Origin of the sequence: Azospirillum sp. TSO35-2 (assembly GCF_003116095.1) — a bacterium.
GTDB lineage: Bacteria > Pseudomonadota > Alphaproteobacteria > Azospirillales > Azospirillaceae > Azospirillum.
This window is the reverse complement of the sequence record NZ_LGRA01000021.1, coordinates 2,948,460-2,966,350: the sequence shown is the minus strand read 5'-3', so window position 1 is coordinate 2,966,350 and position 17,891 is coordinate 2,948,460. Positions and strand designations below refer to the sequence as shown.

18 protein-coding genes are annotated in these 17,891 nt (G+C 69.3%); 7 read left to right on the top strand and 11 right to left on the bottom strand.

Annotated features, from left to right (window positions below; all coding sequences use genetic code 11):
• The first annotated feature begins 87 nt into the window (after positions 1 to 87).
• The gene (locus tag TSO352_RS29425) at positions 88 to 330 is read left to right on the top strand and encodes a hypothetical protein (RefSeq protein ID WP_109110588.1); all 243 of its coding nucleotides are present in this window, start codon (positions 88 to 90) and stop codon (positions 328 to 330) included.
• On the opposite strand, the gene TSO352_RS29420 is transcribed toward TSO352_RS29425, so the two are convergent.
• The 5 genes from TSO352_RS29420 to hemA form a co-directional block, all read right to left on the bottom strand.
• A complete protein-coding gene (locus tag TSO352_RS29420) occupies positions 327 to 1,148 on the bottom strand; it encodes an ABC transporter permease (protein WP_109110587.1) in 822 nt (273 codons plus the stop codon). The genes TSO352_RS29425 and TSO352_RS29420 overlap by 4 nt on opposite strands.
• 46 nt (positions 1,149 to 1,194) lie before the next feature.
• A complete protein-coding gene (locus TSO352_RS29415; protein ID WP_109110586.1) occupies positions 1,195 to 2,079 on the bottom strand; it encodes an ABC transporter permease in 885 nt (294 codons plus the stop codon).
• A gap of 124 nt (positions 2,080 to 2,203) precedes the next feature.
• Positions 2,204 to 2,980 (bottom strand): Hpt domain-containing protein, encoded by a 777-nt coding sequence (locus TSO352_RS29410; RefSeq protein WP_109110585.1) that lies wholly within the window; start codon positions 2,978 to 2,980, stop codon positions 2,204 to 2,206.
• Positions 2,981 to 3,116: 136 nt separating this feature from the next.
• Positions 3,117 to 3,662, bottom strand: coding sequence for a hypothetical protein (locus tag TSO352_RS29405; protein WP_109110584.1), 546 nt, complete (start codon positions 3,660 to 3,662; stop codon positions 3,117 to 3,119).
• Positions 3,663 to 3,897: 235 nt separating this feature from the next.
• Complete coding sequence (hemA, locus tag TSO352_RS29400) at positions 3,898 to 5,112, bottom strand: 5-aminolevulinate synthase (RefSeq protein ID WP_109110583.1); 1,215 nt, start codon at positions 5,110 to 5,112, stop codon at positions 3,898 to 3,900.
• 94 nt (positions 5,113 to 5,206) lie between these two features.
• Here hemA and TSO352_RS33025 point away from each other — a divergent pair, with 94 nt between their 5' ends.
• Both TSO352_RS33025 and TSO352_RS29395 read left to right on the top strand, forming a co-directional pair.
• Complete coding sequence (locus tag TSO352_RS33025; RefSeq protein ID WP_146210808.1) at positions 5,207 to 5,542, top strand: hypothetical protein; 336 nt, start codon at positions 5,207 to 5,209, stop codon at positions 5,540 to 5,542.
• A gap of 73 nt (positions 5,543 to 5,615) precedes the next feature.
• Positions 5,616 to 6,716 (top strand): DUF2235 domain-containing protein, encoded by a 1,101-nt coding sequence (locus TSO352_RS29395; RefSeq protein WP_109110582.1) that lies wholly within the window; start codon positions 5,616 to 5,618, stop codon positions 6,714 to 6,716.
• Positions 6,717 to 6,749: 33 nt separating this feature from the next.
• Here the strand turns inward: TSO352_RS29395 and upp are convergent, their stop codons facing one another.
• The 6 genes from upp to TSO352_RS29365 form a co-directional block, all read right to left on the bottom strand.
• Positions 6,750 to 7,400: a uracil phosphoribosyltransferase gene (gene upp / locus TSO352_RS29390; RefSeq protein WP_109110581.1), complete on the bottom strand. Its 651-nt coding sequence runs from the start codon at positions 7,398 to 7,400 to the stop codon at positions 6,750 to 6,752.
• Between the two features lie 205 nt (positions 7,401 to 7,605).
• Positions 7,606 to 8,514, bottom strand: a complete 909-nt coding sequence (locus TSO352_RS29385) for a diguanylate cyclase (RefSeq protein WP_109110580.1) — start codon at positions 8,512 to 8,514, stop codon at positions 7,606 to 7,608.
• Between the two features lie 121 nt (positions 8,515 to 8,635).
• Positions 8,636 to 9,292, bottom strand: a complete 657-nt coding sequence (locus tag TSO352_RS29380) for a phosphoribosylanthranilate isomerase (protein ID WP_109110579.1) — start codon at positions 9,290 to 9,292, stop codon at positions 8,636 to 8,638.
• Positions 9,289 to 10,014, bottom strand: a complete 726-nt coding sequence (pyrF, locus tag TSO352_RS29375) for an orotidine-5'-phosphate decarboxylase (protein WP_109110578.1) — start codon at positions 10,012 to 10,014, stop codon at positions 9,289 to 9,291. The genes TSO352_RS29380 and pyrF overlap by 4 nt, the downstream gene beginning before the upstream one ends.
• 72 nt (positions 10,015 to 10,086) lie before the next feature.
• On the bottom strand, positions 10,087 to 10,647 hold the full coding sequence (locus tag TSO352_RS29370) for a biliverdin-producing heme oxygenase (RefSeq protein ID WP_109110577.1): 561 nt from the start codon (positions 10,645 to 10,647) through the stop codon (positions 10,087 to 10,089).
• A 10-nt stretch (positions 10,648 to 10,657) separates the two neighbouring features.
• Positions 10,658 to 12,514, bottom strand: coding sequence for an ABC transporter ATP-binding protein/permease (locus TSO352_RS29365; protein ID WP_109110576.1), 1,857 nt, complete (start codon positions 12,512 to 12,514; stop codon positions 10,658 to 10,660).
• Between the two features lie 307 nt (positions 12,515 to 12,821).
• On the opposite strand from TSO352_RS29365, the gene TSO352_RS29360 reads away from it, so the two are divergent.
• Genes TSO352_RS29360 through TSO352_RS29345 form a run of 4 tightly spaced genes read left to right on the top strand, consistent with a single transcriptional unit; the run spans position 12,822 to position 17,842 of the window.
• Entirely contained in the window at positions 12,822 to 15,155 is a 2,334-nt protein-coding gene (locus TSO352_RS29360) for a methyl-accepting chemotaxis protein (protein ID WP_109110575.1), read from the top strand.
• Between the two features lie 20 nt (positions 15,156 to 15,175).
• Positions 15,176 to 16,087 (top strand): CheR family methyltransferase, encoded by a 912-nt coding sequence (locus TSO352_RS29355; protein WP_109110574.1) that lies wholly within the window; start codon positions 15,176 to 15,178, stop codon positions 16,085 to 16,087.
• Between the two features lie 3 nt (positions 16,088 to 16,090).
• The gene (locus TSO352_RS29350; protein ID WP_247872501.1) at positions 16,091 to 16,777 is read left to right on the top strand and encodes a chemotaxis protein; all 687 of its coding nucleotides are present in this window, start codon (positions 16,091 to 16,093) and stop codon (positions 16,775 to 16,777) included.
• Positions 16,778 to 16,780: 3 nt separating this feature from the next.
• The gene (locus TSO352_RS29345) at positions 16,781 to 17,842 is read left to right on the top strand and encodes a chemotaxis response regulator protein-glutamate methylesterase (protein ID WP_109110573.1); all 1,062 of its coding nucleotides are present in this window, start codon (positions 16,781 to 16,783) and stop codon (positions 17,840 to 17,842) included.
• Positions 17,843 to 17,891 lie beyond the last annotated feature (49 nt).

Genomic DNA, 17,891 nt, shown 5'->3' with positions numbered 1-17,891 from the left:
TTTCGGGGATCGGCGGTGATTTCCCGCGCCAACCGCCGGTGGCCCGTGTTATTGGAGTCGGACCAACCCTCCGCAACGGACCGGACGATGAGCAAGGACACCAACCAGACGGCCGAAGCGCTGTTCGAAAAGGCGCTGTCGATCGCCGAGAAGCATCTGGAAGAGGCGATCAAGGAAGGTGGCCCGCTCGGCCCCTACATCGCCGTCGCCATGATCGAGGCCGCGGTCAACTCCGCCGTCGACGAGACGAGCCACGAGGACGTCATCGACATGCTGCGCGACCTCGCTGCCCAGATCGAGGCGGACGCGGACGAGGCGGAAGAAGACTAAGCCGTTACGGCGGCGAGTCCTGCCTGCCGGCGCGCCTCGCGCCGGCGCAGGATCTCGTAGACCACGGCGCCCAGGATGGTCAGCGCGATCAGCACCAGCGACAGCGCGTTGACCGCCGGGGTCAGCCCGGTCCGCACCTTGGACGCGATGTAGACGGTCAAGGTGGTGTCCAGCCCGCGCACGAACAGCGTGGTGTTGTAGTTCTCGAAGCTCTGCAGGAAGGCCAGCAGGGCCGCCGACAGGATCGCCGGCATCAGGTACGGCAGCGTGATGCGCCGGAACACCTGCCCGTGCGTGGCGCCAAGGTCGAGCGCCGCCTCCTCCAGCACCGCATCGAACCGCTCCAGCCGCGCCGCGAACAGCAGCATGGCGTAGGCGGCGATGAAGCTGGACTGGGCGACCACGGTCAGGAACAGCCCGCCGGTCACCCCGAACCACTCCCGCCAGAACACCAGGGTCGAGATGCCGACGATCACCCCCGGCGTCAGCAACGGCGACACCATCAGCGCGTAGAGGAAGGTCCTGGCCCGGCTGTGCAGCCGGTCGAGCAGCAGCGCCGCCGCCAGCCCGAGCGGCACCGCCAGCGCGATCACGCCGGCGCCGACGATCAGGCTGGTGCCGAGCGCCGCCCACATCCGCTGATCCTCCCACAGCGCCTGGAACCAGCCGAGCGTGAAGCCCATCCAGGGTGTGACGGTCGGGAAGCGGCTGACGTTGAAGGTCGCCACCGCCATGATGCCCAGCGGCAGGAACAGATAGGCGAAGAAGATCACCAGATAGGCGCCGGTCAGGACGCGGCGGAAGCGGGCGGCGGTCATCGATCCCACTCCATCATTATCATTTGACGATGTCGGCCAAGCCGCATCATTTGGCGATGTCGGCCAAGCCGACGCGGAACAGCCGCATCGCGGCCAGGATGAAGCCGATGCACAGGACCAGCAGGATGAAGGCGTAGGCCGCCCCCTGGTTCCAGTTCCCGCCTTCGAAGAACCAGTTGTAGATGATCTCGGTGAACCAGCGGCTGTTCGGCCCGCCCAGCAGCGCCGGCACGGCGTAGCTGCCGGCCGCCAGCATGAAGGTCATGATGCAGCCGACCGCGATGCCCGGCTTGGCGTGGGGCAGCACGATCCGCCGGTGGATGCGCAGCCAGCCGGCGCCGAGGTCGCGTGCCGCCTCGATCTGGTTGCGGTCCAGCGATTCGATGGCGTTGTAGAGCGGGAAGACCATGAACAGGATGTAGACATAGACCATGCCGACGATCACCCCGGCGTCGCCGCCCAGGAAGCGCTGCGGCTCGTCGATGATCCCCAGACCGAGCAGCAGCGCGTTCAGCGGCCCGTTGAAGGCGAGGATGATGTACCAGGCGAAGGTGCGCAGCAGCTCGTTGATCCAGAACGGCACCACCAGCATCAGGATCAGCAGCGGCAGGCGCCGCTTCGGCGCCACCTGGGCCAGATAGAAGGCGACCGGGTAGCAGACCGCCAGCGTGGTCGCCGTCACCAGCGCGCTGGCCCAGATCGTCTTCAGGAAGATCGTCAGGTGGATCCGGTTGGTCCACAGCGTCATGTAGTTGTGCAGGGTGTAGACGTCGTCCGGCCCGCCGATCTTCGACGGCGGCAGCGACGGCCGGAACGAGAAGCCGACCATCATCACCTGCGGCAGCACCACCAGCAGCGCCAGCCACAGCGCCACCGCCAGCAGGATCACCCCGGTCAGCACCGGGCCATAGCGGCGAAGAACCTCCGTCATGCGGGCGCTGCTCCAGCCTGTGGCACATGGCCTGTTGGACTGGAGTCACGCCTATCACGGGGCTTTCCACCGGCGCAAGCGCGGCCGTGTGACGGAACGTCCGGCCGTGGGTGGAAAGCCCTGGTCAGCCGAGATTGTGCTTCGCCACCACCGCGGCGAAATCCTCGCCGAAATGTTCGCCGACGCGGATGACCGACACGCCGTGCGGGATTTCCTTCAGCGACGGGTGGTCGAGGTTCAGCGAGGTCAGCAGCGCCATCGGCACCGTGTGGGTGACGCTCATCGCGCGCAGGCCGCGGATCAGGTCGAGGCCCGACAGCCCGTCCATCACCATCGAGGCGATGACCATGTCCGGCGGCACGCGCACCGCCAGGCTGATCGACTCGATCGGATCGGTCACCGTCATGGTGCGGAAGCCGCAGGCGGCCAGCTCGCCCCCCAGCTTCTTGGCGACCACCTTCGACGGGGTGACCAGCATGATCTCGATGTTGCGGACCTCGACGTCGGTCACCTGGAATTCGTAGCGCACCGGCAGGGCGCGGATGATCCGGTTGGTCTCGGCCAGCAGCGGCTGTTCGGCACGGTCAACCAGTTCGGCGATGCGGTCGATGAAGATCTGGGCGTCGCCCAGCCGGCGGACGTCGAGCTGCTTCAGGCCGCTGAGGTAATCCTCCAGCCGGTGAGCGACGAGGCTGACGGTGGGATAGCCGAAGCTGGTGCCCATGCCCTTGAAATTGTGGGCCTCCAGCCGCAGGACGCCGATGACTTCGGCGTCGGTGCGGGTGTTCTCGGCCCGGGCGGTCAACGCGCGGTTCATCAGTTCCAGCCGGTCGCGCGCATCGTCGACGAACTCCATGCGCAGGCGGTCTTCGAGATCGTCGGTCGACAAGGGCTGAGCCATGGAGAAGCGTCCGGCTGGTGAGGGTTACCCCGAAAGTACACCAGATCCGGCCATCAAAACAAACGCGGCGCGGCCCTTATAGAAAAGGCCGCGCCGCGGGAAACCGGTTGACGGATGGGAGTATGCGCCGGCGCGGTCAGAGCCGCGCCAGCAGGTCCTGGAACCAGGTCAGGCGGTCTTCGGCCTGGGCGATATCCTGCTCCAGCCACGAGGCGAACTGGCCGACCTCGCCGGTGTTGGCCCGCTTCAGGTCGCCCAGCCGGGCCAGCTCGGTCTCGCACAGCGCCACGAGGTTGTCGATCTGGTCGCGTTGCGACTCGATGTCCAGCAGATGCAGGAAGCGCAGCTTCAGCGCGATGACCAGCTTGTTCAGCCCGTCAGCCGACGGCGCGCGGACGTTGGCGCGCATCAGCGTGTCGAACTCCACCTTGCCGGCGTCAGTCGGACCCAGCAGGGCGTTGTCTTCCATGCCGCTGCCGTCCAGCGCCTCGATCAGCCCCTCGTAGCGCAGCATTTCCAGCGAGGTGCCCATCAGGTCGAGCGACGGCCCCATGATGCGGTCGAGGAAATGGCGGACGGAGGCGGCCAGATCGGCGTAGCGCAGCGGCCCGCCCTGCATCAGCGTGCCCAGGACGACGAGGCGAACCGCCTCCTTCGGCATCAGCGAGTTGTCACGGTACATGGCAAACCCCCTGGACAAGACAGATCGGACGGCGCGCCGATGACCTGTTCATCGGCGTCGGCGTCGAAGCCGGTCCACAGCAACCAAGCTGCGAACGGCTCGCAACCCCACCGATAAGGTAGGGCGGCAAGCCGTCTCTGTCCAGAGGGCAAAATGTCCTTACACCGGATGGGGCCGTGCTGTGGCGCCGTTGCCGCAAGTCCGGCCCATCCCGGGCAGTGGGCTGGCCCGTGCCTCAGGCGGCGAGGCGCAGGTCCAGCCGGCCCCACACGTCCAGCAGCGCCTCGACCAGTTCGCCCATCTGGGCGTCGCTGTGCAGCGGGGTCGGGGTGAAGCGCAGCCGCTCCGTCCCGCGCGGGACGGTCGGGTAGTTGATCGGCTGCACATAGATGTTGTGCCGCTCCAGCAACTCGTCCGACGCGCGCTTGCAGCGGTGGGCGTCGCCGACCATCAGCGGAACGATGTGGCTGACCGACGGCATCACCGGCAGGCCGGCGTCGGCGAACATCCGCTTCAGCGTCGCCGCCCGTTCCTGGTGGCGGGTGCGTTCGGTCTGGCTCTGCTTCAGGTGGCGGATGCTGGCGAGCGCGCCGGCGGCCAGCACCGGCGCCAACGAGGTGGAGAAGATGAAGCCGGCGGCGAAGCTGCGGATGCAGTCGATCAGCGCCGCCGAGCCGGTAACGTAGCCGCCCTGCACGCCGAACGCCTTGCCGAGCGTCGCCTCGATGATGGTGATGCGGTCCATCGCGCCGTCGCGCTCGGCGACGCCGGCGCCGCGCGGGCCGTACATGCCGACCGCGTGGACCTCGTCGAGGTAGGTCATGGCGCCGTGCTTCTCGGCGACGTCGCAGAGGTCATGGATCGGGGCGATGTCGCCGTCCATCGAATAGACGCTCTCGAAGGCCACCACCTTCGGGCGGCCGGGCGCGATGCCGGACAGCAGCTCGTCGAGATGCTTGGGGTCGTTGTGGCGGAAGATGTGCTTTTCGGCGCCGGAGTTGCGGATGCCGGTGATCATCGAGTTGTGGTTCAGCGCGTCCGACAGGATCACGCAGTTCGGCAGGATCTTGCCCAGCGTGGTCAGCGTCGCGTCGTTCGACACGTAGCCCGAGGTGAACAGCAGCGCCGCTTCCTTGTGGTGCAGGTCGGACAGCTCGCGTTCCAGCAGGACGTGGTAGATGTTCGTGCCGGAGATGTTGCGCGTGCCGCCGGCGCCGGCGCCGACCTCGTTCAGCGCGTCGTGCATCGCCTGCAGGACACTGGGGTGCTGCCCCATGCCGAGATAGTCGTTGGAGCACCAGACCGTGACCGGACGCTCGCGCCCGGTGGAATCGCGGAAGGTCGCCGTCGGGAAGTTGCCCGCGTGGCGTTCCAGATTGGCGAAAACCCGATAGCGCCCATCCTGCTTGAGGGTTGCAATCTGGTTGCGGAAGAAGGTTTCGTAATCCATCACGCGTTCCCGTTCGCGGTCATCCTGGCGGTCGGTTGCACAGTCCAAAGCGCATACGTGGTAGGCCGTTGGTCCTGCACACCGAGAGGATGGCATGATCGTCATCCACGCGCCACTCGGCATTGATCGATATCAAGCCATTCTCGCTCCGACCTTCGCACAACAGGCCAAGCCTGTCCCCTGCGGATGGCGCGTATCGGCCACCCGCCGAGGCCCGCAATCCGTGTCCTTGATTTGCCGGCGGGCGGAATTCGGCCGCCGAACATTCGGCAATGACCATGGCGTCGTCGTGGGAATACACACCATGGTACGCCGGCATCCGGATGAACGGCCGGACGAATCGCCGGGCGGACAAGCCGGGATGGGCACCCGTCCGCCATGCGGGTTGCGCTCCGCCGGGCAAAGCCCCCAAGGGTTGATCATCTTTTGAAATTTTCCATTGAATGGAAAAAAATATCTGACACATCATCCGTCGCGAGCAATCGGTTCGGGAGGAAGGTGTCATGGCAAAACGGATCGTCCTGTGTTTCGACGGCACCTGGAACACGCCGGGTTCCGGCAACCAGCCCGACAAGAACGAGGCGTCGACCAACGTTTGGAAGTTCTACAAATCGGTCCTGCCCGGCGCCGGGGACGGCACGACGCAGTTCAGCTTCTACGACTCCGGCGTCGGCACCGACGAGAAGGGCGGCATCCTCCACGACTGGCTCAACCACATCGTCGGCGGCGCGTTCGGCCTCGGGCTCGACAAGAAGATCAAGGACGGCTACCGCGCCCTCGCCTCCCACTATGCCGACGGCGACCACGTCTACATCCTGGGCTTCTCGCGCGGCGCCTACACCGCCCGCAGCCTGGTCGGGCTGATCCGCAACGCCGGGCTGCTGCCGGCCGACAAGCTCGACCAGACCGACGCCGCCTACGCGCTCTACCGCAAGCGCGACGACGGCCCGGACGTTGACGAGGCGACGCAGTTCCGCCAGACCCACGGCTCGCGGCCGATCCCGATCCATTTCCTCGGCGTCTGGGACACGGTGGGGGCGCTGGGCGTGCCGCTCGGCATCTGCGAGCATCTGGACGAGGCGCTGTACGGCTTCCACGACACCGAACTCAGCAGTCTGGTCCGCAACGCCTTCCAGGCGCTGGCGATCGACGAGCACCGCAAGACCTTCGCCGCCTCGGTGTGGGATCCGGGGACGAAGCCGGCCCAGCGGATGGAGCAGCGCTGGTTCGTCGGCTGCCACTCCAACGTCGGCGGCGGCTATGCCGACGACCGCCTGTCGGACATCGCGCTGAAATGGATGATGGAGCGGGCTACGGAGTGCGGCCTTGCGCTCGATCCCGAATGGATGCCGCCGGTGACGCCGGACAACGCCTTGGGCACCATCGTCGATTCCTACGCCGCCTTCCTCGACGGCCTCGGCAAGCTGGCGGAGCCGCGCTACTACCGGCCGGTCTGCGTGCTGCCCTACAGCGAGGAGAACCTGCACGACTCGGTGCCCCGCCGCGCGGCCGGCACCGCCTACGCCCCGCCCAACGTCGGCTTCCGCAAGGCGCTGGTGCAGTTCGGCGCCGTTGGGGAGGAGGACGCCGCCACCCCGGCGTGACGGCGTCCGGCAACCGTCCTTGGGCAGCGCCCCTTACTTGGTGCCGAACATGCGGTCCCCGGCGTCGCCCAGGCCGGGGACGATGTAGGCGTCCTCGTTCAGGTGGCTGTCGAGCGCCGCGGTGAACACCTTCACCTCCGGGTGGGACTGGTGGAAGCGGCGCACGCCCTCCGGCGCGGCGACCAGCGCCATGAAGCGGATGTTGGCGTCGTCCACCCCGTGGCGGTTCAGCACGTCGCAGGCGTGGGCGGCGGAGTTGCCGGTGGCCAGCATCGGGTCGACGACGATGAACAGGCGCCCTTCGGCCGGCGGCAGCTTCACCAGATACTCGTGCGGCTGCTTGGTCTCGTGGTCGCGGTAGAGGCCGATGTGCCCCTCGCGCGCCGACGGCACCAGTTCCAGCAGGCCGGCCGACATGCCGAGCCCGGCGCGCAGCACCGGCACCACCGCCAGCTTCTTGCCCAGGATCACCGGCGCGTCCATCGGCTGCAACGGCGTCTCGATCCGCTCGGTGGTCAGCGGGATGTCGCGCGTCAGCTCGTATCCCATCAGCAGCGAGATTTCGCGCAGCAGGGTGCGGAACCCGCCGGTCGACCGCTCCTTGTTCCGCATGTGGGTCAGCTTGTGCTGGATCAGCGGGTGGTCGAGGATGAACAGATTGGGGAATTCGGGCTGGGTGCGCATGGAATCCGGATCACGGCTGACGGTAAGGATGCCCGATCCTACCCCGCCCGGGGTGCCGGGGCCAAGGGTGCTGACCCGAGGGGGAGACAGGTGATTGCAATAGGAATCCCTATTCCTTTGAAGGGATTTTCGTCATCCCCGCGAAGGCGGGGATGACGGTCTTTCTTGGGCAGGGAACATAATCTTCATTGGCGATTGCTCGCCGCTACCCCCGCCCCGCCTTGACCGGTTCCGGCTTGGGTTCCGGCCGGTCGACGCCGTAGCGGATCACCCGGTTGCGGCCGGAGTGCTTGGCCTGATAGAGCGCGCGGTCGGCGCAGATCACCAGATCGTCGACGGTCAGGTCGGCGTTCGCCTCCACCAGCCCGAACGAGGCGGTGACCGGGATCACCCGGCCGTCGGGCAGGATCACCGGCGAGCGCATCAGGTCGATGCGCAGCCGCTCGATCACCGCGAAGCCCTCGTCCAGCCCGGTTTCCTTCAGGCAGACCAGGAATTCCTCGCCGCCCATGCGGAACGCCTCGTCGAAGCTGCGCACGCCGCGGCTGATGACGGCGGCGGTGGCGGCCAGCACCCGGTCGCCGATGTCGTGACCATAGGTGTCGTTGATGCCCTTGAACTTGTCGATGTCGCACAGCGCGACGGAGAAGGGCTGGCCGGTGCGGCGGTAGCGGTTGTGCTCGCGCTCCAGCGCCTCGCCCATGCCGCGCCGGGTGCGCAGTCCGGTCAGCGGGTCGAGACCGGAGGCGGCGGCGGCAAAGGCGCGCTCCATCCGGCGCAGATGCAGCATGAACTCCTCGAAGCGGCCGATCACCCCCTCGTACTCGGCCTCGGTCGGCGCCTCGCCGCCCGACGCCTTCAGCAGCACCAGCCGGGCCTGCCGGTGCATCTGCTCGTGCAGGGTGGCCAGCTTCTGCACCGCCGGCTGGTGGACAAGGTCGTCGCGGCTGGCGGCGCCGCACCAGGCGGCGAAGGAGGCCGGGGCCGACGCCCGCTCCCCGCCGCGGCCACCGCGGTAGAAGACGGCGCGATGCCACTGCCCGACCCAGCGCAAATGCTCGTCGAGCACCGCACCGAGCATCTCGGTTGTGGAAGGGGTGGACGAATCGCTCATGGCCGCATCCTAACCGACGCCGCGGGGCGACGCCATGCGATCAAGATAAGCCGAAGCATTCGCCTAAAATAGGATGACTTTAGCGCGACCGCCGGACATCGCCCGATCAGGACGCGCCCGATCAGGACGCGCCGGTCAACCCGGCCGCCGCCGACAGGAAGGCGCGGACCAGGGCCGGATCCTTGTGGCCGGGGCGATCTTCCACCCCCGACGACACGTCGACCTCGCTGGCGCCGGTGATGCGCACCGCCTCGGCCAAATTGTCGGCGGTCAGGCCGCCGGACAGCATCCACGGGCGCGGCCAGCGCCGGCCGGCCAGGATCGTCCAGTCGAAGGCGATGCCGTTGCCGCCGGGCAGCGCCGACACCTTGGCCGGCGGCTTGGCGTCGAACAGCAGCCGGTCGGCGACCTCCGCCGCCTCCAGCGCGGTGGTCAGGTCGTCCGGCCCGCCGATCTTCACCGCCTTCATCACCGGCAGGGCGTAGCGCGCCTTGATCTCGGCGATGCGGCGCGGCGTCTCGCCGCCGTGCAGTTGGATCAGGTCGAGCGGGACCTGCCCGGTGACATGCTCCAGGAACTCGTCGTCGGGATCGACGAACAGCCCGACGGAGCGGATGCCGGTCGGCACCAGCCGCGCCAGCTCCGCCGCCATCGGCGGGGCGATGGCGCGCGGGCTGCGCGGGTAGAAGACGAAGCCGACGTAGCGCGCCCCACCGGTGACGGCGGCGCGCAGGCTTTCCGGTTCGCTCAGGCCACAGATCTTGGCGGCGACGCTCATGCGGTCCCCCCGGAACGGGCGTCCATCTCGGCAACGATGCGGCGGGCGGCGGCGGCCGGATCGGGGTCGGCGGTGATCGGGCGGCCGATGACCAGATGGTCGGCGCCGGCGGCCAGCGCCTCCGCCGGGGTCATGATGCGCTTCTGGTCGTTGGTGGCGGCCCAGGCCGGGCGGATGCCGGGCACCATCAGGATGAAGCCGGGGCCGCAGGCCGCGCGCACCAGCGCCACCTCGGCGGGGGAGCAGACGACGCCGTCCACCCCCGACGCCTGGGCCAGCCGGGCCAGCCGGACCACCTGCTCGGCCACCGGCACCGACTGCCCGACGGCGCCCAGGTCGCCGTCGTCGAGGCTGGTCAGCACGGTGACGGCCAGGATCTTCGGACGATCCGCACCGGCGGTGGCCGCCGTCTCCGCCGCCGCCCGCATCATGGCGGGGCCGCCGGCGCTGTGGATGGTCATGAAGGCCGGCTTCAGCGGCAGCGCCGCACGGATGCCGCCCGCCACCGTGTTGGGGATGTCGTGCAGCTTGAGATCGAGGAACAGCGGCGGCCCGTCCTGCCCGACCACCGCACGGACGCCGGCCGGCCCCTGGGCGATGAAGAACTCCAGCCCCAGCTTGATGCCGCCCACCGCCCCGGCCACCTGCCCGGCGATGCGGCGGGCGGACTCGACCTTGGTGGTGTCGACGGAGCAATAGATGCGCGAGGCGGGCGCGGTCATGGGAAAGCGGTCTCCAGAACCCGGAAGCGGAAGGTCCGGCACCCTAGCAAGGGATGGGCGCGGGCGCCAGTTTCAAGCCCTCGGCTCCGCCGCCCAGCGCTCCAGCGCGGCGAACAGGGCGACGGCGGTGGCGCAGGCGGTGGCCAGATCGGCCGGGGCGGCCAGCTCCTCCTCCAGCCGGATCATCAGCGCCTTCCAGGCGCCGGCCATGTCCAGCCCGTCCGACGCCAGGAAGCGGGCGCCACGCCGGGCGTCGAAGCCCAGCGCGCGGGTGATCCCCGGCAGCATCGCCCGGCCGCCATGGGCGGAGCCGTCCAGCACATAGCGCGCCGCCAGTTGGGCCGGCGGGCTGTCCAGCGGCGGCAAGCCATCCCCGGACCCCACCAGCTCCGGCAGCCGGTCCGGGTCGGCGCCCAGCACCGTCAGGTCGTCGCGCAGCAGCGCCATCCGGGCGGCGCCACCGCCCAGCGCGCGCTCCACCGGCGCGTGGAAGCCGTGCAGAACGGCCAGCGCCCGGCGGTACTGGTCGGCGGTGATGTCCGGCCGGACCAGCGGCTGCAGCACCGCCGCCTTGTCCAACCGCTCGTGAACCTCCTGCGTCGCCGCGCGCAACGCCTGCCTTGCGGGTCCCATGCGCCGTCCGTCAGGTCGGGGCCAGGACGCCGGGCAGCGGCGTCGGCCCCTGGCTGGATTCCTGCTGCCGCGCCCACAGGGCGGCGTAGGCGCCGCGGGCGGCCAGCAGGTCGGCGTGGCGGCCGCGCTCGATCACCCGGCCGGCCTCCAGCACCAGGATCTCGTCGGCGTCGATCACGGTGGACAGCCGGTGCGCGATCACCAGCGTGGTGCGGCCGCGGCTGACCTCGCGCAGGTTGGCCTGGATTTCCCGCTCGGTGTGGGTGTCGAGCGCGCTGGTCGCCTCGTCGAACAGCAGGATCGCCGGGTCCTTCAGGATGGTGCGGGCGATGGCGACGCGCTGCTTCTCGCCGCCGGACAGCTTCAGCCCGCGCTCGCCCACCGCGGTCTGGTAGCCGTCGGGCAGCGCCATGATGAAATCATGGATGTGGGCCAGCCGCGCCGCGCGCTCGACCTCCGCCGGGCTGGCGCCGGTGCGCCCATAGGCGATGTTGTAGAAGATGCTGTCGTTGAACAGCACGGTGTCCTGCGGAACGATGCCGATGGCCCCGCGCAGCGACGACTGGGTGACGTCGCGGATGTCCTGCCCGTCGATCAGCACCCGGCCGGCGTCGACGTCGTAGAAGCGGAACAGCAGCCGGCTGATGGTCGACTTGCCTGCCCCCGACGGGCCGACGATGGCCACCGTCCGTCCGGCCGGCACGGTGAAGCTGACGCCCTTCAGGATCGGCCGGCGCGGGTCGTAGCCGAACTCGACGGCCTCGAAGCGCAGCTCCGCCCCGGCGACGGCCAGCGGCCGGGCGTGGGGACTGTCGGCGACCTCGCGGTCGACCGCCAGCAGCGTCACCATCGATTCGATGTCGATCAGCGACTGCTTGATCTCGCGGTAGACGACGCCGAAGAAGTTCAGCGGCTGGTACAGCTGCAGCAGGTAGGTGTTCACCAGGACGAAGTCGCCGAGCGACATGCTGCCGTCGACGATCCCCTTGGCCGCCATGCCCATCACCACCGCCAGCCCCAGCGAGATGATCGCCGACTGGCCGACGTTCAGCAGCGACAGGCTCTGCTGGCTGCGCACCGCCGCCTGCTCGTAGCTCTGCAGCGCGCCGTCGTAGCGCCGGGCCTCGTGCTCCTCGTTGCCGAAATACTTGACCGTCTCGTAGTTCAGCAGGCTGTCGATCGCCTTGGTGTTGGCCTTGCTGTCGGTGTCGTTCATCTGGCGGCGGAACTGGATGCGCCATTCCGACACGAAGAAGGTGTAGAGGATGTAGGCCACCACCGTGACGAAGGTGGCGAGCGCGAACCAGACGCTGAACAGCGACCACAGCACGGCGCAGACCAGCGCGATCTCCACCAGCGTCGGCGCGATGGAGAACAGGGTGTAGCGCAGCAGCGATTCGATGGCCCGGGTGCCGCGCTCCAGCGAGCGGGTCAGGCCGCCGGTCTGGCGCTCCAGGTGGAAGCGCAGCGACAGCCCGTGCAGGTGCTGGAACACCGACAGCGCGACCTTGCGGATCGTCCGCTGCGCCACCTTGGCGAACACTGCGTCGCGCAGCTCGGCGAAGATCAGCGAGGTCACGCGGGCAAGGCCGTATGCGACAATCAGCCCCAGCGGGATGGCGACCGCCGCGCCGGGCGTGGAGCCGGGCGACAGCGCATCCACCGCGTGCTTGTAGAAGATCGGCACATACACATTGGCGATCTTCGCCCCCACCAGAAGAGCCATGGCGAGCACGACCCGGACCCGCGTCTCCAGCGAATCCTGGGGCCAGATGTAGGGGCGCAGCGAGCGCACGGCGGCGCGCAGGTCGCCGGTGGGACGGGTGAAGGCGGCGGTGTCGGACGAGGTCGGAAGGCTGCGGCGCATCGTTTTTCGGTTCGGCTTCGGTCTTTTCGGGTCTCGCGGCGGACAGGTGCCGTTCGCCGTGGCGAACCGGCCCGCACCGGGCGGGGATCACCGATCGGTGCCCAGGCGACCTAACCTAGGGATCGCCGCGCCGCCGTCAAAGGGCGGCTCGCGAGTTTGGCATGTTTTTGACGCAAGTCAGGGCCGAAACAGCGGCTTTCCCCGATCCTTTGGCAACGGACTGGAAACCATCTTCCACTACTCTTCCGCGCGAACAGCGTTGGATCGCCGTGCCGATCACGCTTCCGCAGACCAAGGCAACTCGACCATGCAGAACGCCAGTTTCGCCGGCCGCTTCAAGGTGGGCACCCGAATCCAAGTCGGCTTCCTGCTGATTCTGGCCCTGCTCGGCCTCGTGGCCGCCCTTGGGGTCCGGTCGCTGTCGACGGTGGAGGTCGGCTTCACCCGCTACGCGGCGGTTTCCGACAATTCGCTGCAAGTCGCCGATATCGACTCGGCGGTGGCGGACATGCGCCGCAACGTGGTGAACTACTCCTTCTCCGGCAACAACGCCCTGATCGAGACGGTCCGGGCGCAGCAGAAGAAGCTGGGGGAAACGTTGCGCGCCGCTCGCGATGCGGCGCTCGATCCAGGCCGCCGCGCCAACATCGAGCGGATGATCCAGCGGTTCGACGGCTACAGCGCCAACTTCAGCAAGCTGATCACGATCCGCGAACAGCGCGACCGGATGGTGCTGGAGGAACTGACGCCGCTGGGCATGAAAGCCCGGGAAGGATTGACCCAGATCGCGACCGCCGGCATTGCCGCCGGCGAGTTCGAGGCCGCGGCCTACGCCGGGCAGGCGATGGAAACGCTGATGCTGGCCCGCCTCAGCGCCCAGCGCTTTCTGACCGAGCCGACGCAGAAGGCCGTCGATGAGATGCGAGCCCGGATGGGCGACTTCATCAAGTCGGCGACCGCGCTGGCCGGGCGCCTGCCCGACCCGGCGCAGAAGCGTCTGGCCGAGGATTCGGCGCAGATCGCCACCCGCTATCTCGACATGTTCAACCGGGTCGTGACGGCGGTCGACGACGCCCACACGCTGGCCTTCACCACCATGGCCGCAGAGGCCGAGGAGTTCGCCGGCCTGGTCGACAAGACCATCACCGCGCAAGCCGAGGCCCGCAAGGGGATGCTGACCGGCGCGCAGGCCGACATGGAGAGCACGACGACGCTGCTGATCGGCATGGCCGTCGGCGCCTTCGTGCTGGGCCTGCTGGTCGCCCTGGTCACCGCCCGCTCGATCGTCCGTCCGGTGGTCGACATGACCGCCACCATGACCGAACTGGCGGCCGGCAACCTGACCGTCGACATCCCGGCCCTGGAAAACCGGGACGAGATCGGCCGCATGGCCAAGGCGGTCCAGGTGTTCAAGGACAACGCCGTCGAGAAGACCCGGATGGACGAGGCCGAGCGCCAGCGGCTGGAGGCCGAGCGCCGCGCCGACGAGGCGCAGCGCGCCCGCGAGCAGGCGATCGGCGAGGAGATCGCCGGCCTGATCGACGCGGTGTCGAAGGGCGACCTGGAACGCCGCATCGACCTCGCCGGCAAGGAGGGCTTCTACAAGACGATGTCGGAGGGCATCAACCGCCTGACCGACACGGTGGAGGCGGTCATCGGCGACCTGGGCGAGGTGTTGAGCGCGCTGGCCCAGGGCGACCTGAACCGCCGCGTCACCCGCGACTACCAGGGCGCCTTCGAGCGGGTGAAGACCGACGTCAACGCCACCTCCACCCGGCTGGCGGACATCGTCGGCCAGATCACCCAGTCGGCCGAGACCATCGCCGCCGCCGCGGCCGAGGTGTCGCTGGGCTCCTCCGACCTCGCCGACCGCACCGAGCAGCAGGCATCGTCGCTGGAGGAAACCGCCGCCAGCATGGAAGAGCTGGGGGCGACCGTGCGCTCCAACGCCGACAACGCCCAGCGTGCCAACGTCATGGCCGCCGACGCCCGCAGCTCCGCCGAATCGGGCGGCGGCGTCGCCAATTCGGCAATCGAGGCGATGCGGCGGATCGAGGAGTCGAGCCGCAAGATCACCGACATCATCGGGGTGATCGACGAGATCGCCTTCCAGACCAACCTGCTGGCGCTGAACGCGGCGGTCGAGGCGGCGCGGGCCGGCGACGCCGGGCGCGGCTTCGCCGTGGTGGCGCAGGAGGTGCGGCAGCTCGCCCAGCGCTCCGCCCAGGCGTCGAAGGAGATCAAGGCGCTGATCCTGGACAGCGGCGGGCAGGTCAAGGACGGCGTCGATCTGGTGCGCTCCGCCGGCAGCTCGCTGACCGAGATCGTCACCGGCATCGGCCGCGTCGCCGACTTGGTGTCGGAAATCGCCCGGGCCACCGCGGAACAGGCCGCCGGCCTGGACGAGGTCAACATCGCCGTCGCCCAGATGGACGAGATGACCCAGAAGAACGCCGCGCTGGTCGAGGAAAGCACCGCCGCCGCCCGGTCGCTGGAGGAGCAGGCCGACCAGCTGCGCCAGCAGATGACCTTCTTCACCCTGGACCGCAACGGCGCCAACCCGCAAGCCGCCGACCACAACGCCACCCGCCGGCCCCCGTCCGCCCTTGCCGATCGCGACCGGCAACGGGTGAACGGCTGACGCCCGCCACCGGTGCCGCCATGACCGAACGACTGTCCTCCTTATCCTGCGAACCCGCGGCTGAGCGCCGCGGTTTGGCGGCGGCGGTCGGCGCCACGCGCGAGTTCAACTTCGAGCGTCACCATTTCGACCTGATCGCCGGCCTGCTCTATCAGCTGGCCGGGATTGCGCTGGCCGCGCACAAGGTCGAGATGGTCTATGCCCGGCTGGCGCGCCGCCTGCGCGAACTGCGGCTGCCCGACTTCGACACCTACTGCGCCCTGCTGCAGAGCGATGCGGGGGCCGGCGAGATCGGTTTCCTGGTCAACGCCCTGACCACCAACCTGACCAGCTTCTACCGCGAATCCCACCATTTCGACTTCCTGGCCGACACGGTCCTGCCCGAGGTGCGGGCGCGCAACGCCGGCGTGCCGAAGCCGCGGCTGCGGCTGTGGTCGGCCGGCTGCTCGTCCGGGCCGGAAGCCTACACCATGGCGATGGTGCTGGTCGGCACGATGGCCGCCGACCTGCGGCGCTGGGACGCCCGCATCCTGGCCACCGACATTGACACCCACATGGTGGAGACGGCGCGGCGCGGCGTCTACCCGCTGTCGGCCGCCGCCGGCATCCCGCCGGCCATCCGCCAGCGCTTCACCCACGACGCGCGGCTGGGCGGCGAGCCGGCGGTGGCGATGGGCGATGAGCTGAAGCGGCTGATCACGGTCAAGCCGCTGAACCTGTTGGAACATTGGCCGATGTCCGGGCCGTTCGACGCGATCTTTTGCCGCAACGTCCTGATCTATTTCGACCGCCGCGGCCGAACGCAGGTGATAGAAAACTTCGCCCGGATGCTCCGCCCCGGCGGGTATCTGTTCCTCGGCCACTCGGAGAGCTTGTATGGCGTGTCGAACCTGTTCCGGCAGGCCGGCCCGACGATCTATCGGCGGGAGTGAGCGATGATCCCCCTCTCCCCGCAACCGCTCCAGTCACCGGCCGGCCATCGGACCTCCGGCGGCGGCGCCATGGCGCGCCGCCTGGGCGGCGGGCGCTACTACAACCCCGAATTCCGGGTCGAGACGGTCAAGGTCGCGCTGGGCCGGCAGGCGGTCAGCGACCGCGCCGACCTGATGCTGGCGACGACGCTGGGCTCCTGCGTGGCCGCCTGCATCCACGATCCGGTGCGCGGGATCGGCGGCATGAACCATTTCATGCTGCCCGACCTGCCGGCCAGCGAGCTGGAGGGCGCCGGCCTGGCCGCGCGCTACGGCTCGGTCGCGATGGAGCGGCTGATCAACGCGCTGCTGGCCGCCGGGGCCGAGCGCGGCCGGCTTCAGGTCAAGCTGTTCGGCGGCGCCCGGGTGATCGACTCCCGCTACGACATCGGCGGGCTGAACAGCCGCTTCGCGCTCGCCTATGTGCGGGCGGAGGGGCTGACGCTGACCGGGCAGGATCTCGGCGGCGCTTCCGCCCGGCGCATCCACTATTTCCCGCATGACGGGCGCGCCCTGCGCCGCCTGCTGCGGCCGGAGGCGGTCGCCGACACCGTCACGCGCGAGCGGCACCTCCTGTCCGACCTGCGGCGGGCGCCGGCGGACGGCACGGTCGAGCTGTTCGCCGCTCCCCCCGAACCGGAAGGGACCTGACCGATGCCCAGACCCATCCGCGTCGTGATCGTCGACGACAGCGCCCTGATGCGCGAGATGCTGAAGGACATCCTGACCCGCGAGCCCGGGATGGAGGTCGCCGGCGTCGCCCGCGATCCCTTCGAAGCGCGCGAGGTGATCAAGGCCACCAACCCCGACGTCATCACGCTGGACGTCGAGATGCCGAAGATGGACGGCCTGTCCTTCCTGGAAAAGATCATGACCCTGCGGCCGACGCCGGTCATCATGGTCTCCTCGCTGACCCGCGAAGGCTCCGACGCCGCCATCCGCGCGCTGGAGCTGGGGGCGGTCGACTGCATCGCCAAGCCGGGCGGCTCCGACGGCCACGGGTTCGAGGCGACGGCGCTGGAGCTGGTGTCCAAGATCCGCGTCGCCGCCACCGCGCGGCTGTCGATGCGGCGCCCGGCCGCCAGCCATGCCGTGCTGCCGACGCCGCGCCGCGCCGGGTCGGGCAAGCGGCTGATCGCCATCGGCGCCTCCACCGGCGGGGTGGAGCGCATCCGCGACGTGCTGGCCGCCATGCCGGCCGACGGGCCGCCGATCGTCATCGCCCAGCACATGGGGCCGAGCTACATGCCCAGCTTCGCCGCCCGGCTCGACCGGCTGTCGGCGCCGTCGGTGCGGATCGCCGCCCATGGCGACCGGCCGGCGCAGGGGCTGGTGCTGATCGCCCCCGGCGACCGCCACCTCGCCATCGTCCGCGACACCGCCGGCTTCGTCTGCCACATCCAGGACACGCCGCCGGTCAGCGGTCACCGTCCGTCGGTCGACGTGCTGTTCGCCACCGTCGCCAAGGCGGCCGGACCGAACGCGGTCGGCGTGATCCTGTCGGGCATGGGCCGCGACGGCGCCATCGGCCTGAAGGCGATGCGCGACGCCGGCGCCTTCACCATCGGGGAGCAGGAATCGAGCTGCGTCGTCTACGGCATGCCGCGCGCCGCCAAGGACAGCGGCGCCGTCGCCGTCGAGCTGCCGCTCGCCCACATTCCCGCCGAAATGCTGCGCGCCTTCGACGCCATCGGAGAGCGCCCCCGCACCGTCTGACGCGACCGGGCTTCCGGGCCGGGTTTCCCCGGTCCGGTTTTCCAGTCGG

Bases quoted from the DNA above. Each gene is read 5' to 3' on its own strand.
- TSO352_RS29425 (WP_109110588.1), top strand. From the start codon at position 88: ATGAGCAAGGACACCAACCAGACGGCCGAAGCGCTGTTCGAAAAGGCG.
- TSO352_RS29420 (WP_109110587.1), bottom strand. From the start codon at position 1,148: ATGACCGCCGCCCGCTTCCGCCGCGTCCTGACCGGCGCCTATCTGGTG.
- TSO352_RS29415 (WP_109110586.1), bottom strand. From the start codon at position 2,079: ATGACGGAGGTTCTTCGCCGCTATGGCCCGGTGCTGACCGGGGTGATC.
- TSO352_RS29410 (WP_109110585.1), bottom strand. From the start codon at position 2,980: ATGGCTCAGCCCTTGTCGACCGACGATCTCGAAGACCGCCTGCGCATG.
- TSO352_RS29405 (WP_109110584.1), bottom strand. From the start codon at position 3,662: ATGTACCGTGACAACTCGCTGATGCCGAAGGAGGCGGTTCGCCTCGTC.
- hemA (WP_109110583.1), bottom strand. From the start codon at position 5,112: ATGGATTACGAAACCTTCTTCCGCAACCAGATTGCAACCCTCAAGCAG.
- TSO352_RS33025 (WP_146210808.1), top strand. From the start codon at position 5,207: ATGATCGTCATCCACGCGCCACTCGGCATTGATCGATATCAAGCCATT.
- TSO352_RS29395 (WP_109110582.1), top strand. From the start codon at position 5,616: ATGGCAAAACGGATCGTCCTGTGTTTCGACGGCACCTGGAACACGCCG.
- upp (WP_109110581.1), bottom strand. From the start codon at position 7,400: ATGCGCACCCAGCCCGAATTCCCCAATCTGTTCATCCTCGACCACCCG.
- TSO352_RS29385 (WP_109110580.1), bottom strand. From the start codon at position 8,514: ATGAGCGATTCGTCCACCCCTTCCACAACCGAGATGCTCGGTGCGGTG.
- TSO352_RS29380 (WP_109110579.1), bottom strand. From the start codon at position 9,292: ATGAGCGTCGCCGCCAAGATCTGTGGCCTGAGCGAACCGGAAAGCCTG.
- pyrF (WP_109110578.1), bottom strand. From the start codon at position 10,014: ATGACCGCGCCCGCCTCGCGCATCTATTGCTCCGTCGACACCACCAAG.
- TSO352_RS29370 (WP_109110577.1), bottom strand. From the start codon at position 10,647: ATGGGACCCGCAAGGCAGGCGTTGCGCGCGGCGACGCAGGAGGTTCAC.
- TSO352_RS29365 (WP_109110576.1), bottom strand. From the start codon at position 12,514: ATGCGCCGCAGCCTTCCGACCTCGTCCGACACCGCCGCCTTCACCCGT.
- TSO352_RS29360 (WP_109110575.1), top strand. From the start codon at position 12,822: ATGCAGAACGCCAGTTTCGCCGGCCGCTTCAAGGTGGGCACCCGAATC.
- TSO352_RS29355 (WP_109110574.1), top strand. From the start codon at position 15,176: ATGACCGAACGACTGTCCTCCTTATCCTGCGAACCCGCGGCTGAGCGC.
- TSO352_RS29350 (WP_247872501.1), top strand. From the start codon at position 16,091: ATGATCCCCCTCTCCCCGCAACCGCTCCAGTCACCGGCCGGCCATCGG.
- TSO352_RS29345 (WP_109110573.1), top strand. From the start codon at position 16,781: ATGCCCAGACCCATCCGCGTCGTGATCGTCGACGACAGCGCCCTGATG.